The 14,362-nt window shown below is 71.9% G+C and carries 10 protein-coding genes; 7 read left to right on the top strand and 3 right to left on the bottom strand.

The window, feature by feature from the left end:
- Positions 1-80: 80 nt before the first annotated feature.
- On the top strand, positions 81-1,499 hold the full coding sequence (locus tag R2B67_RS08265; RefSeq protein ID WP_237328151.1) for a sugar porter family MFS transporter: 1,419 nt from the start codon (positions 81-83) through the stop codon (positions 1,497-1,499).
- A gap of 33 nt (positions 1,500-1,532) precedes the next feature.
- On the opposite strand, the gene R2B67_RS08260 is transcribed toward R2B67_RS08265, so the two are convergent.
- Positions 1,533-2,513, bottom strand: coding sequence for an LLM class flavin-dependent oxidoreductase (locus tag R2B67_RS08260; RefSeq protein ID WP_317817144.1), 981 nt, complete (start codon positions 2,511-2,513; stop codon positions 1,533-1,535).
- A 196-nt stretch (positions 2,514-2,709) separates the two neighbouring features.
- Between R2B67_RS08260 and ftsY the strand changes: the two genes are divergently transcribed.
- Positions 2,710-3,921: a signal recognition particle-docking protein FtsY gene (gene ftsY / locus R2B67_RS08255; RefSeq protein WP_317817143.1), complete on the top strand. Its 1,212-nt coding sequence runs from the start codon at positions 2,710-2,712 to the stop codon at positions 3,919-3,921.
- A 144-nt stretch (positions 3,922-4,065) separates the two neighbouring features.
- On the opposite strand, the gene R2B67_RS08250 is transcribed toward ftsY, so the two are convergent.
- Positions 4,066-4,713 (bottom strand): bifunctional DNA primase/polymerase, encoded by a 648-nt coding sequence (locus R2B67_RS08250; RefSeq protein WP_128850756.1) that lies wholly within the window; start codon positions 4,711-4,713, stop codon positions 4,066-4,068.
- A gap of 440 nt (positions 4,714-5,153) precedes the next feature.
- On the opposite strand from R2B67_RS08250, the gene nsdA reads away from it, so the two are divergent.
- From nsdA to ffh, 5 genes are all read left to right on the top strand, one after another.
- A complete protein-coding gene (gene nsdA, locus R2B67_RS08245; RefSeq protein WP_317824800.1) occupies positions 5,154-6,629 on the top strand; it encodes a transcriptional repressor NsdA in 1,476 nt (491 codons plus the stop codon).
- Between the two features lie 404 nt (positions 6,630-7,033).
- Positions 7,034-8,386 carry an ammonium transporter gene (locus tag R2B67_RS08240; RefSeq protein ID WP_317817142.1) on the top strand — a complete coding sequence of 451 codons (1,353 nt, stop codon included), beginning with the start codon at positions 7,034-7,036 and terminating at the stop codon, positions 8,384-8,386.
- Positions 8,383-8,721, top strand: coding sequence for a P-II family nitrogen regulator (locus R2B67_RS08235; protein WP_006127894.1), 339 nt, complete (start codon positions 8,383-8,385; stop codon positions 8,719-8,721). The genes R2B67_RS08240 and R2B67_RS08235 overlap by 4 nt, the downstream gene beginning before the upstream one ends.
- Before the next feature lie 31 nt (positions 8,722-8,752).
- Positions 8,753-11,215: a [protein-PII] uridylyltransferase gene (locus R2B67_RS08230; protein WP_317817141.1), complete on the top strand. Its 2,463-nt coding sequence runs from the start codon at positions 8,753-8,755 to the stop codon at positions 11,213-11,215.
- Positions 11,216-11,560: 345 nt separating this feature from the next.
- Positions 11,561-13,114 carry a signal recognition particle protein gene (ffh, locus tag R2B67_RS08225; RefSeq protein WP_317817140.1) on the top strand — a complete coding sequence of 518 codons (1,554 nt, stop codon included), beginning with the start codon at positions 11,561-11,563 and terminating at the stop codon, positions 13,112-13,114.
- 81 nt (positions 13,115-13,195) lie between these two features.
- On the opposite strand, the gene R2B67_RS08220 is transcribed toward ffh, so the two are convergent.
- A complete protein-coding gene (locus tag R2B67_RS08220; protein WP_317817139.1) occupies positions 13,196-14,053 on the bottom strand; it encodes a class I SAM-dependent methyltransferase in 858 nt (285 codons plus the stop codon).
- Between the last annotated feature and the right edge of the window lie 309 nt (positions 14,054-14,362).

Genomic DNA, 14,362 nt, shown 5'->3' with positions numbered 1-14,362 from the left:
TGGTGGCGGGCCGGATGTTGTGCCCCACTGGGAAGGCTCACCCCCCACGTCTGACTTGCGGCCAGGCATCAGGAGTTCATGTGACCAGCGCAGCGACCGGACCGGAGTCCGGAGCCCGAGCGGCCCATCCGGACCATCTCGGCCATGTCATCTTCATCACGGCGGCCGCGGCGATGGGCGGCTTCCTCTTCGGCTACGACAGCTCCGTCATCAACGGGGCCGTGGAAGCGATCCGCGACCGGTACGACATCGGCTCCGGGACGCTCGCCCAGGTCATCGCCATCGCGCTGATCGGCTGTGCGATCGGCGCCGCCACCGCCGGCCGGATCGCGGACCGGATCGGCCGCATCCGCTGCATGCAGATCGCCTCGGTGCTCTTCACCGCCAGCGCCATCGGCTCCGCGCTGCCGTTCGCGCTCTGGGACCTGGCGATGTGGCGCATCATCGGCGGCTTCGCCATCGGCATGGCCTCCGTCATCGGCCCGGCCTACATCGCCGAGGTCTCCCCGCCCGCCTACCGCGGCCGCCTCGGCTCCTTCCAGCAGGCCGCGATCGTCATCGGCATCGCCGTCTCCCAGCTGGTCAACTACGCCGTCCTGCAGATCGCCGACGGCGACCAGCGCGGCAAGATCCTGGGCCTGGAGGCCTGGCAGTGGATGCTCGGTGTGATGGTCGTCCCGGCCATCCTCTACGGGCTCCTCTCCTTCGCCATCCCCGAGTCCCCGCGCTTCCTCATCTCGGTCGGCAAGAAGGCAGAAGCACGCAAGATCCTCGAAGAGGTCGAGGGCGACAAGATCGACCTCGACGCCCGCGTGACCGAGATCGAGACCGCCATGCACCGCGAGCACAAGTCCTCCTTCAAGGACCTGCTCGGCAACCGCTTCTTCTTCCTGCCCATCGTCTGGGTCGGTATCGGCCTGTCGATGTTCCAGCAGCTCGTCGGCATCAACGTCGCGTTCTATTACTCGGCGACGCTGTGGCAGTCCGTCGGCATCGACCCGACCGACTCGTTCTTCTACTCGTTCACCACCTCGATCATCAACATCATCGGCACGGTGATCGCGATGGTGCTGGTGGACCGGGTGGGACGCAGGCCGCTCGCCCTCGTCGGCTCCGTCGGCATGGCGCTCGCGCTCGCCGTCGAGGCCTGGGCCTTCTCCGCCGACCTGGTCGACGGCAAGCTGCCCACCACCCAGGGCGTCGTGGCCCTGGTCGCCGCCCACACGTTCGTGCTCTTCTTCGCCCTGTCGTGGGGTGTCGTCGTCTGGGTCTTCCTGGGCGAGATGTTCCCGAACCGGCTGCGGGCCGCGGCCCTCGGCGTCGCCGTCTTCGCGCAGTGGATGGCCAACTGGGCGATCACCGCCAGCTTCCCGAGCCTGGCCGACTGGAACCTCTCGGGGACGTACATCATCTACGCCTGCTTCGCCGTGCTCTCGATCCCCTTCGTGCTCAAGTTCGTGAAGGAGACCAAGGGCAAGACGCTGGAGGAGATGGGCTAGCCCACCTCTTTCATGTTCACGCGCTGCCCTGGTTCATGGCCGATCCGGGGCAGCCGGCGTTTTCAGGGCCTCGCAGAACAGCCGCAGACTCCGCCACCCCTCCTCCACCGGCATACCGCCGCAGAGCGGATGCAGCACCAGCGAATCCGCGTCCAGCGCCGTGAGCTCCTCCGGCGTGACGATCCGGTACACCCCCTCCTCGCGCAGCTCCGCCACCGTCGTGGCCGCCGACCGCACCGCCGAGCGGATGTCCTCGGACTGCCAGGAGGCGTACGTCCGCGCCTCGTGCAGCAGGTGCTCCCCGTACAGCGCCCACGTCCGCTCCGGGTCCTCGGAGACCTGGAGCAGCGGCGTCCGGGCCGCGGGCATCATGCAGAACCCCTCCGTCCCGTACGCCTCCCGCTGCTGGTGGTAGTAAGCCTCCAGCTCCGGCAGATGCGCGCTCGGGAAGAGCGGCAGCCCCAGCCGGGCCGCCCGCCGCGCCGCCGCCCGTGAGCTGCCGCCGACCAGGAGCAGTGGATGCGGCCGCGTGTACGGGCGCGGGGTGACGCGTGCCGTACGGCCCCGGTACGGGAACGGCTCCCCGGTCCACGCCGCCAGCAGCGTCTCCAGCAGCTCGTCCTGGAGCCTGCCGCGCCGCCCCCACTCCACACCCGCCCGCTCGTACTCCTCGGGCCGGTAGCCGATCCCCGCGACCGTCACCAGCCTCCCCGCGCTCAGCAGGTCCAGCACCGCGATGTCCTCCGCGAGCCGCAGCGGGTCGTGCAGCGGGCCGATGATCGCCGACACCGTCACCGCGATCCGCCGGGTGGCGCCGAAGACCGCGCCGGCGAAGGTGAACGGGGAGGGCAGCCAGGAGTTCGCCACCCCGTGGTGCTCCTCGGTCTGCACCGTGTCGACGCCGTGCTCGTCCGCGTACGCCGCCATCTCCAGGGCGGCGCGGTAGCGGGCCGAGAGGGTTACGGGGGTGGCTTCGGGATCGACGAGATTGAACCGGACCACGGTGAAGGCCATGACGAATGTCCCTTTCGCCGGACGGGCAGCGCCCGCTCGACGGGCGGGGCGGGGCGCACAGTAGCTGACGTGCCGTCAGAAGGGTAGAGATCCGGAGAGGCCATTACCGCCAAAAGGTGCATACGGGTCGGGTGGCTCACCGGGCGGCGTGCGGGGCCGTGCCCGTGCGGCGGCCGTGGCCGATACTGGACGGGTTATGGAACTCGTCGAAATCGTCATCCTCGCTGTAGTCATCGCCCTGGCCGCCGTCGGCCTGGTCGGCGGGCTCGTGGTCGGCAGCCGCAAGAAGCGGAAGCTGCCGCCCCCGCCCCCGTCCACGCCGACCATCACTCCTCCCGCCGAGCCGAAGGTCGGCGAGGAGGCCGAGACGCCGCGCGACGAAGCGCGGCGCACCATCGACGAAGTCGCCCTCCCGGACGCCACCGCGCCCGCCGAGGAGGCCCCGGTCGTCGAGGCTCCGGCGCCGCCCGCGCTGGAGATCCCCCAGCCCACCGAGGGCCGGCTCGTCCGGCTCCGGGCCCGGCTCGCCCGCTCGCAGAACTCGCTCGGCAAGGGGCTGCTCACGCTGCTGTCCCGGGACAACCTGGACGAGGACACCTGGGAGGAGATCGAGGACACCCTCCTCACCGCCGACGTCGGCGTCGCCCCCACCCAGGAACTGGTCGAGCGGCTCCGCGAGCGCGTCCGGGTGCTCGGCACCCGTACCCCCGAAGACCTCCGCGCCCTGCTGCGCGAAGAGCTGATCACCCTGCTCGGCCCGGACTTCGACCGCGAGGTCAAGACCGAGGGCGGCGCCGAGACCCCGGGCGTCGTGATGGTCGTCGGCGTCAACGGCACCGGCAAGACCACCACCACCGGCAAGCTGGCCCGGGTGCTCGTCGCCGACGGCCGCAGCGTGGTCCTCGGCGCGGCCGACACCTTCCGCGCCGCCGCCGCCGACCAGCTCCAGACCTGGGGCGAGCGCGTCGGAGCCCGTACGGTCCGCGGACCCGAGGGCGGCGACCCGGCGTCGATCGCGTACGACGCGGTCAAGGAGGGCATCGCCGAAGGGGCCGACGTGGTCCTCATCGACACCGCCGGCCGGCTGCACACCAAGACCGGGCTCATGGACGAGCTGGGCAAGGTCAAGCGGGTCGTGGAGAAGCACGGTCCGCTGGACGAGGTCCTGCTCGTCCTGGACGCCACCACCGGGCAGAACGGCCTCGTCCAGGCCCGGGTCTTCGCCGAGGTCGTGGACATCACCGGCATCGTCCTCACCAAGCTCGACGGCACCGCCAAGGGCGGCATCGTCATCGCGGTCCAGCGCGAGCTGGGCGTACCGGTGAAGCTGATCGGGCTCGGCGAGGGGGCGGACGACCTGGCCCCGTTCGAGCCGGGCGCCTTCGTGGACGCCCTGATCGGCGACTGACGCGCCTCACCCCGTACGGCGGACGGGCGGCGGCTCCCACGAGGAGCCTGCCGCCCGTCCGCCGTTTCCGTACGCCCCTGGGGCCCCGTCCGCCGTTTCCGTACGCCCCTGGGGCCCCGTCCGCCGTTTCCGTGCTCGTATGCGCTACGAGCGGTGGCAGATGTACGCCAGCGTCCCCAGCAGCAGCCGCGCCTGCGGGGGAGCGGCGGCCGTGTCCAGCACCGGGGGCCGCAGCCAGCGGACCGGGCCGAGGCCCCCGAGGTCGGAGGGCGGGGCGGTGATGTGCGCGCCCGGGCCCAGCGCCCGCAGGTCCAGATCCGCGTCGTCCCAGCCCATGCGGTAGAGCAGGCCGGGCAGTTCGGCGGCGGCCCCGGGGGCGACGAAGAACTGCGCCCGGCCGGTCGGTGTCACCGCCACCGGGCCCAGCGGCAGCCCCATCCGCTCCAGCCGCACCAGCGCCCGCCGCCCGGCCTGCTCCGCGACGTCCAGGACGTCGAAGGTGCGGCCCACCGGCAGCAGCATCGAGGCGCCCGGGGTCTCGGCCCAGGCGTCCGCCGCGCTGTCCAGGCCGGTGCCCGCCGGGACCTCCCGGGCGAAGCCCAGCGGGTGGGCGCCGGGGGCGGGGCAGGCACGCTGCCCGCACGAGCAGGCGCCGTCGCGGGCGCGGGTGCCCGGCGCCACGGCCCAGCCCCAGAGCCCGGTGTACTCGGCCACCGCGGTGGCCTCGGCGCCGCGGCCGCGCCGCCGTACGCCGGAACGTTTCTCGCGGATGCCGCCGATCGTGAAGCCCATGCCCCCTCCAACGGGTCCGACTCATCGGTGGTTACGACCCGGAGCGCTCGGGTAACCCTCCGTCGCTGCAACTCGATCGAGTGGCGTGCGCCGTGGTGCGCGAGGTGGTGCGGCGCGGTGCGTGCGCCCCTCGGTGCTTCCGTACGCCCGTCATCGATCGTGGTGGCTCAAGTCAAGCGCGCCAGAAGGCAGTCGGGTTCATTCGAAGGGGTGGCGAATGGTGGCGTTTCCGCAATCCCCCTCGCGAGAGGGGTGATCGTAGGATTACCGTCGGTACACGAACCCTGGGAGCATGTGCAGCCATGGGTATGCCTCGGGCAACCCGGTTTCCTGTTCGATGGCGGCCAACTCCCGTACGAACAACGGAAGCGCACGGCATTCTGATAGTGGTTCGCACGATGAAGGATTCAGCGGGGATGACGGGGAATGGGGGCGTTCCGGTGAGCGGCAGCGGCGCAGGCGATACGGATGCCGGTAAGCGTCCCAACGGGCAGTTGGGGTCGTGGTTCGTACGCAGTGGCTGGTCCAAGGGCGAGCTGGCGCGCCAGGTGAACCGGCGGGCGCGGCAGATGGGCGCCCACCACATCAGCACCGACACCTCCCGGGTGCGGCGCTGGCTCGACGGCGAGCAGCCGCGCGAGCCGATCCCGCGCATCCTCTCCGAGCTGTTCTCCGAACGGTTCGGCGCGGTGGTCGCCGTCGAGGACCTCGGGCTGCGCACGGCGCACCAGTCACCCTCGGTGGCCGGTGTCGACCTGCCCTGGGCGGGCCCGCAGACCGTCGCCCTGCTCAGCGAGTTCTCCCGCAGCGACCTGATGCTCGCCCGGCGGGGCTTCCTCGGCAGCTCGCTCGCGCTGGCCGCCGGGCCCGCCCTGATCGAGCCGATGCAGCGCTGGCTGGTGCCCGTCCCGGCCAAGGGCCCCGGCGAACCGGAGTCGGAGGCGGCCGCCCGCAGGCCCTCCCGGCTCTCCGGACCCGAGCTGGACCTGCTGGAGTCGACCACCGCGATGTTCCGGCAGTGGGACGCCCAGTGCGGCGGCGGGCTGCGCCGCAAGGCCGTCGTCGGGCAACTCCACGAGGTCACCGACCTGTTGCAGGAGCCGCAGCCGGGGCCGACCTCGAAGCGCCTCTTCCGCTGCGCCGCCGAACTGGCCGAGCTGGCGGGCTGGATGAGCTACGACGTGGGCCTCCAGCCCACCGCCCAGAAGTACTTCGTGCTCGCCCTGCACGCCGCCAAGGAGGCCGGGGACAAGCCGCTCGGCAGCTATGTGCTCTCCAGCATGAGCCGCCAGATGATCCACCTGGGCCGCCCCGACGACGCCCTGGAGCTCATCCACCTCGCCCAGTACGGCAGCCGCGACTGCGCCACCCCCCGTACCCAGGCCATGCTGTATGCGATGGAGGCCCGCGCGTACGCCAACATGGGCCAGCCCAGCAAGTGCAAGCGCGCGGTCCGGATGGCCGAGGACACCTTCCTCGACGCCGGACTGGACGGCGAGCCCGAGCCCGACTGGATCCGCTTCTTCTCCGAGGCCGAGCTCAACGGGGAGAACGCCCACTCCTACCGTGACCTGGCCTATGTCGCCGGCCGCAGCCCCACCTACGCCTCGCTCGCCGAGCCCGTCATGGAGAAGGCCGTCGAGCTGTTCGGCGAGGACGACGAGCACCAGCGCTCCTACGCGCTCAACCTGATCGGCATGGCCACCGTCCACCTGCTCCAGCGCGAGCCCGAGCAGTCCACCGTGCTCGCCGGACAGGCCCTGAAGATCGCCAAGAAGGTCCGCTCCGAACGCGTCAACACCCGGCTGCGCAAGACCGTCGACACCGCTGCCAGGGACTTCGGCGATGTCGCCGACGTCGCCCGGCTCACCGATCTGCTCAGCGAACAGCTGCCGGAGTCCGCCGAAACGGTCTGACCCGGCACCACGGCCCCGGCCGCGGCACCTCCTCCGTACAGCCCGACTCGGCTCCCCCATCGCCTGGTCACCCGGAGAGGAGCCGTGGCCGGTTCGCGTATCCGGGTCGCTCCGGGCCGCCCGGCGGCGTTTCAACCGGACCGTATGCGGCGTGGGCTGCATGGTAGGCAGCGCACCGGACCCGCCACCCGGGATTCATTCCGACGTAACACGCACCACCTCTTCGTCACGCTCGCGAAACATCGTGCGGCATCCCCGGAAACGGCGCTCCGCCAATCTCATGGCGCACAGGCGGTCTCCGGCCATGATCCGCCGGACACCCCCTGACCGGCCCGCACCTTTGCCCAGTGGTCCCGCAGCTTTCCCCCGCACGCCGCGGCCGCTCCGACGACGAGGAGACGCCGATGCCCCCAGGCATCACGACGCTTGCCGCAGACGCCCCTGAGCTGTCTGCCGCCAACACCGGGTTCATGCTCATCTGCTCGGCCCTGGTGATGCTCATGACCCCCGGCCTGGCCTTCTTCTACGGAGGCATGGTCCGCGTCAAGAGCACCCTGAACATGCTGATGATGAGCTTCATCAGCCTCGGGATCGTCACGATCCTGTGGGTGCTCTACGGATTCAGCCTCGCCTTCGGCTCCGACGTCGGCTCGGTCATCGGCTGGAGCTCCGACTACGTCGGCTTCAGCAACATCGGTGTCACCGAACTCTGGGACGGCTACACCATCCCCGTGTACGTCTTCGCCGCCTTCCAGCTGATGTTCGCCGTCCTCACCCCGGCCCTGATCAGCGGTGCGCTCGCCGACCGTGTGAAGTTCTCCGCGTGGGCGCTGTTCATCGTCCTGTGGGTCACCATCGTCTACTTCCCCGTCGCCCACTGGGTCTGGGGCGCGGGCGGCTGGCTCTTCGAGATGGGCGTCATCGACTTCGCCGGCGGTACGGCGGTCCACATCAACGCGGGTGCCGCGGCGCTCGGCGTGATCCTCGTCATCGGCAAGCGTATCGGCTTCAAGAAGGACCCGATGCGGCCGCACAGCCTGCCGCTCGTCATGCTCGGTGCGGCCCTCCTCTGGTTCGGCTGGTTCGGCTTCAACGCCGGATCCTGGCTCGGCAACGACGACGGCGTCGGCGCGGTCATGTTCCTCAACACCCAGGTCGCCACCGCCGCCGCCGTCCTCAGCTGGCTCGTCTACGAGAAGCTGCGCCACGGCTCCTTCACCACCCTCGGCGCCGCCTCCGGCGCGGTCGCCGGCCTGGTCGCCATCACCCCCGCGGGTGGTTCGGTCTCCCCGCTCGGCGCCATCGCGGTCGGTGCCATCGCCGGTGTCCTGTGCGCCATGGCCGTCGGCCTGAAGTACAAGTTCGGCTACGACGACTCCCTGGACGTCGTCGGCGTCCACCTCGTCGGCGGCATCATCGGCTCCATCCTGGTCGGCTTCTTCGCCACCGGCGGGGTCCAGTCCGACGCCAAGGGCCTCTTCTACGGCGGCGGTGTCGACCAGCTCGGCAAGCAGGTCGTCGGCGTCGTCGCGGTCCTCGCGTACTCTCTGGTCGTCTCCGGCCTCATCGCCCTGGTGCTCCACAAGACCATCGGGATGCGGGTCTCCGAGGACGACGAGATCTCCGGCATCGACCAGGTCGAGCACGCCGAGACCGCATACGACTTCAGCGGCGCCGGCGGCGGCACGGTCTCCCGCACCACCGCCCCCGCGACGGACCCGACGGCAGCACCGAAGGCAAAGAAGGTGGACGCATGAAGCTCATCACCGCGGTCGTGAAGCCCCACCGGCTGGACGAGATCAAGGAGGCCCTCCAGGCCTTCGGCGTCCAGGGACTCACCGTCACCGAGGCCAGCGGTTACGGGCGTCAGCGCGGCCACACCGAGGTCTACCGGGGCGCCGAGTACACCGTCGACCTGGTCCCCAAGATCCGCATCGAGGTCCTCGTCGAGGACGAGGACGCCGAACAGCTCATCGAGGTCGTCGTCAAGGCCGCCCGTACCGGCAAGATCGGTGACGGGAAGGTCTGGAGCGTCCCGGTCGACACCGCCGTCCGCGTGCGGACCGGCGAACGCGGCCCGGACGCCCTCTGACCGACGGCCCCACCGAACGGAAGGCACCTGGGTGACGAGCACCGAAGCGATCACCGAAAGCGAAGACTCGGGACCCAGCGGCTACGCGGCGGCCCGGCTGCGCCTCCTCCAGCAGGAGGCGCGGTCCGGGCCGCCGCGCCGTGCGGCCCTCGCCCGCCTCACCGACGACTGGCTCACCGGCCTGTTCACGTCGGCGGCCGAGCACGCCGGGGTCCGCGGCGCCGCGCTCGTCGCCGTCGGCGGCTACGGCCGCGGCGAGCTCTCCCCGCGCAGCGACCTCGACCTGCTCCTCCTGCACGACGGCACCGCCGACGCGGCGGCCGTCTCCGCCCTCGCGGACGGCATCTGGTACCCGGTCTGGGACCTGGGCCTGGCCCTCGACCACTCCGTACGCACCCCCGGCGAGGCCCGGAGGACGGCGGGCGAGGACCTCAAGGTCCAGCTCGGCCTGCTGGACGCCCGCCCCGTCGCCGGCGACCTCGGCCTGGTCGCCTCCCTGCGCACCGCGATCCTCGCCGACTGGCGCAACCAGGCGCCCAAACGCCTCCCTGCCCTCCACGAGCTCTGCCAGGAGCGGGCGGAGCGGACGGGCGAGCTCCAGTTCCTCCTGGAGCCCGACCTCAAGGAGGCCCGCGGCGGCCTTCGCGACGCCACCGCCCTGCGCGCCGTCGCCGCGTCCTGGGTCGCCGACGCCCCCCGCGAAGGCCTCGACCAGGCCCGCCGCACCCTCCTGGACGCCCGCGACGCCCTCCACCTCACCACCGGCCGCGCCACCGACCGCCTCGCTCTCCAGGAACAGGACCAGGTCGCCGGCGCGCTCGGCCTCATGGACGCCGACGCCCTGCTGCGCCAGGTGTACGAGGCCGCGCGCACGGTCTCGTACGCCACCGACGTCACCTGGCGCGAGGTCAACCGGGTGCTGCGCGCCCGCTCCGTCCGCCCCCGGCTCCGCGCCATGCTCAGCGGCTCGCTGGGAGGAACCAAACCCGTCCCCGAGCGCGCCCCGCTCGCCGACGGCGTGGTGGAGGCCGACGGCGAAGTGGTCCTCGCCCGCGCCGCCCGTCCCGACCGCGACCCCGTCCTCACCCTGCGCGCCGCCGCGGCCGCCGCCGAGGCCGGACTGCCGCTCTCCCGCCACCTCGTACGCCACCTCGCCACCACCGTCCGGCCGCTGCCGGTCCCGTGGCCGCCCGAGGCCCGGGAGGAGCTGGTCACCCTGCTCGGCGCGGGGGAATCCACCGTCGGCGTCTGGGAGGCGCTCGAAGCGGAAGGGATCATCACCCGGCTGCTGCCCGACTGGGAACGCGTCCACTGCCGCCCCCAGCGCAACCCCGTCCACACCTGGACCGTCGACCGGCACCTGGTGGAGACCGCCGTCCGAGCCTCCTCCCTCACCCGCCGCGTCCACCGCCCCGACCTCCTCCTCGTCGCCGCCCTCCTCCACGACATCGGCAAGGGCTGGCCCGGCGACCACTCGGTGGCCGGCGAGGTCATCGCCCGCGACATGGCCACCCGGATCGGCTTCGACAAGCACGACGTGGGCGTCATCGCCACCCTCGTACGCCACCATCTGCTGCTCGTCGACACCGCCACCCGGCGCGACCTGGACGACCCCGCCACCGTGCGGTCGGTCGCCGAGGCCGTCTCCACCGCCTCCACCCTGGAGCTGCTGCACGCCCTCACCGAGGCCGACGCGCTCGCCACCGGCCCCGCCGCCTGGTCCACCTGGCGGGCCTCCCTCGTCACCGACCTGGTCAAGCGTGTCGGCGCCGTCCTCGCGGGGGAGGCCCCCGAGGAGCCGGAGGAGGCAGCGCCCAGCGCCGAGCACGAACGCCTCGCGATCGAAGCCCTGCGCACCGGCGAACCCGCCCTCACCCTCCACACCCACCCGGAGGAGCCCGCCGGGGACGGGGAGGTGGAACCGGTCGGCGTCGAGCTGCTCATCGCCCTGCCCGACCGGCCCGGCGTCCTGCCCGCCGCCGCCGGGGTCCTCGCCCTGCACCGCCTCACCGTGCGCGCCGCCGACCTGCGCGCGGTGGAGCTGCCCAACGAGGTGGGGGAGCGGGCGGACCTGCTGCTGCTCAGCTGGCGGGTCGCGGCCGAGTACGGGTCCCTCCCGCAGGCCGTCCGGCTCCGCGCCGACCTCGTACGCGCCCTGGACGGCTCCCTGGACATCCGGGCCCGGCTCGCGGAGCGGGAGGCCGCCTACCCGCGCCGCAGAGGAGTGAAGGCCCCGCCGCCCCGGGTCACCGTCGCGGCGGCCGGCTCCCGGCGCGCCACCGTCATCGAGGTCCGCGCCCAGGACGCCCCGGGGTTGCTGCACCGGATCGGCAACGCCTTGGAGGGATGCGCGGTACGGGTGCGCAGCGCCCATGTCTCCACCCTCGGCGCCAACGCGGTGGACGCCTTCTACGTCACCGGGACCGACGGCGAACCGCTGCCGCAGATCCGGGCCGCCGAGGTCGCCCGGGAGGTCGAGAAGGCCCTCGGCTGACACCCTGGGGCCTGTCGTCAAACTGCCGCCTGCCGCGCGACGCCTGGCACGCACTCCCCCAAGCTCTCGGCTTCGCTCGAGCAGGGAGGGACCCCCTCCGGCGTTGCCGAAATGGCCAAGTAGCTCCGCTACAAGACCATTCCAGCGCCTTGCGATCGCACGCACCAGACGCCGCCCGGCCGCCCTTCGGGCGACGACGGCAGTTTGACGACAGGCCCTACGACGCTTTTGTACCGCCCTCGCCCGGCACCGGATCCGGGCGAGGGCTTGGTGTTCTCCGGGGGCCGGATACCCTGGAGGGCGATTGACCTGCCCCGCCCCCGACCCTGAGGACCGACGAGCGCCGTGTTCGATACTCTCTCCGACCGCCTTAGCGCGACTTTCAAGAACCTCAGGGGCAAGGGCCGCTTGTCCGAGGCGGACATCGACGCCACGGCACGCGAGATCCGTATCGCCCTGCTGGAAGCCGACGTCGCCCTGCCCGTGGTCCGGGCCTTCATCGCCAACGTGAAGGAGCGGGCGCGCGGCGCCGAGGTCTCCCAGGCGCTGAACCCCGCCCAGCAGGTCGTCAAGATCGTCAACGAGGAGCTCGTCGCCATCCTCGGCGGCGAGACCCGGCGGCTGCGGTTCGCCAAGACCGCCCCTACCGTGATCATGCTCGCCGGTCTCCAGGGTGCCGGTAAGACGACGCTGGCCGGAAAGCTCGGCCTCTGGCTCAAGGGCCAGGGCCACTCCCCGCTGCTCGTCGCCTGTGACCTCCAGCGCCCCAACGCCGTCAACCAGCTGAGCGTCGTCGCCGAGCGCGCCGGCGTCGCGGTGTACGCCCCCGAGCCGGGCAACGGCGTCGGCGACCCGGTCCAGGTCGCCAAGGACTCCATCGAGTTCGCCAAGGCCAAGGTCCACGACATCGTCATCGTCGACACCGCGGGCCGCCTCGGTATCGACCAGGAGCTGATGCGGCAGGCCGCGGACATCCGCGACGCCGTCAGCCCCGACGAGATCCTCTTCGTCGTCGACGCGATGATCGGTCAGGACGCGGTCAACACCGCCGAGGCCTTCCGCGACGGCGTCGGCTTCGACGGTGTGGTCCTCTCCAAGCTCGACGGTGACGCCCGCGGTGGCGCCGCCCTGTCGATCGCCCATGTCACGGGCAAGCAGGTCATGTTCGCGTCGAACGGCGAGAAGCTGGAGGACTTCGACGCGTTCCACCCGGACCGGATGGCCTCCCGCATCCTCGACATGGGTGACCTGCTCACCCTGATCGAGCAGGCGGAGAAGACGTTCAGCCAGGAAGAGGCCGCCAAAATGGCCTCGAAGCTCCAGTCGAGCAAGGGTGGGAAGGACTTCACCCTCGACGACTTCCTGGCCCAGATGGAGCAGGTCCGCAAGATGGGCTCCATCTCCAAGCTGCTCGGGATGCTGCCCGGCATGGGGCAGATCAAGGACCAGATCAACAACATCGACGAGCGCGACATCGACCGCACCGCCGCGATCATCAAGTCGATGACGCCCAAGGAGCGCGCCGAGCCGACGATCATCAACGGCTCGCGCCGGGCCCGTATCGCCAAGGGTTCGGGCGTCGAGGTCTCCGCCGTCAAGAGCCTGGTCGAGCGCTTCTTCGAGGCCCGCAAGATGATGTCGAAGATGGCCCAGGGCGGCGGCATGCCCGGGATGCCGGGGATGCCCGGCATGGGTGGCGGCCCCGGCCGTCAGAAGAAGCAGGTCAAGCAGGCCAAGGGCAAGCGCAAGAGCGGCAACCCGATGAAGCGCAAGGCCGAGGAGGCCGCCGCCGCGGAGCGCCGTGAGCAGGCCGCCGCCCAGGGCGGCGCGTTCGGGCTCCCGGCGCAGGAGGACAAGAACTTCGAGCTGCCGGACGAGTTCAAGAAGTTCATGGGCTGACCGGCCCGCCGGACGTGTGCGTAAGGGGTGCCCTTGAGAGAGGGCGCCCCTTACGCGCGTTTCGCGGCGGCTTCTTTCAGCTCACGTCGTGCAGACCAGGTAGCGGAAGACGTTCGGCATCCACACCGTGCCGTCCGGCCGCCGGTAGGGATGCAGCGCCTCCGCGACCTCCTTCTCCACCTGGGAGCGGTCGGTGGCCCGTACGGCAGCGTCGAAGAGCCCGGTCGACAGCAGCCCGCGCACCGCGCTGTCCGGATCCGCGTACCCGAACGGGCAGGAGACCCGCCCCGAACCGTCCGGCTTCAGCCCCGCCCGCGCGGCCACGTCCTCCAGGTCGTCCCGGAGCGTCGGCCGCCACCCGCCGGGCCGCGGCGGACGCGCGGACTCCGTCAACCGGGCCGCGACCCGCAGCACCGGCGCCGTGGCACACCGCTCCGGCGGGCCCCAGCCGGTCAGCACCACGGTCGCGCCCCGGGCCGCCAGCGGCAGCGCCGACTCCAGCGCCGGCACCAGCCCCTCGGAGTCACCGGCCGCACAGCCGATCGGCTCGAACACGGTGATCAGGTCGTACGGTGCCCCGTCCGCGCCGGCGCCCGCCGGGAGCCCGCCGTCGTGCAGCCGGGCCCGGTGCGCGGGCGCGGCTTCCGTGCCTTCGTTGGGAAGCAGCCGCTCACGCGCCAGCGCCAGGCGCTCGCGGTCGGAGTCCACGCCCGTCACCTGCGCCCCCCGGGCCGCCGCGACGAGCATGGCGAGCCCGGAGCCACAGCCGAGCGACAGCATCCGGGTGGCGGGTCCGACTTCGAGCCGGTCGTACACCGCCTCGTAGAGCGGTGCCAGCATGCGTTCCTGGATCTCGGCCCAGTCGCGGGCACGGGTACCGGCGTCCGCCGGCGCGGAGGGATCCGCGTCCCGGAGGTTCCGGACGAGCGTTGGTGTCATGGAAAGCGCCCCAATCCGCCAAGAGGTCGATCTTGCCCGAGTGGACGGCCCCCGTATGCGTATGTCCGCACCCCCCGTATGCCAGGGAACTGCGCATCCGCCGTTCCGTCCAGGGGTTGTGGGGCACTGTTTACGTGCCCCGGTCGTGCGCCTCTCCGAATCAGTCTTACCCGACACCGGGCACCGGGCACGTCGAGCGGCCCGCCGGGTACCCTCTCCGGCGGACCCGTAAGTGGCTCCGGGCGCCGGCGCACCGCACATCCCGCGCGCCGGGCCGACCGCGCGCTGTGCACCACCTTGGTGCGAGCT

It is taken from the genome of Streptomyces cyaneofuscatus (genome assembly GCF_033109485.1).
GTDB classification, from domain to species: domain Bacteria; phylum Actinomycetota; class Actinomycetes; order Streptomycetales; family Streptomycetaceae; genus Streptomyces; species Streptomyces cyaneofuscatus.
The sequence above is the reverse complement of the archived record's forward strand: the minus strand, read 5'-3'. Positions and strand labels throughout refer to the sequence as shown.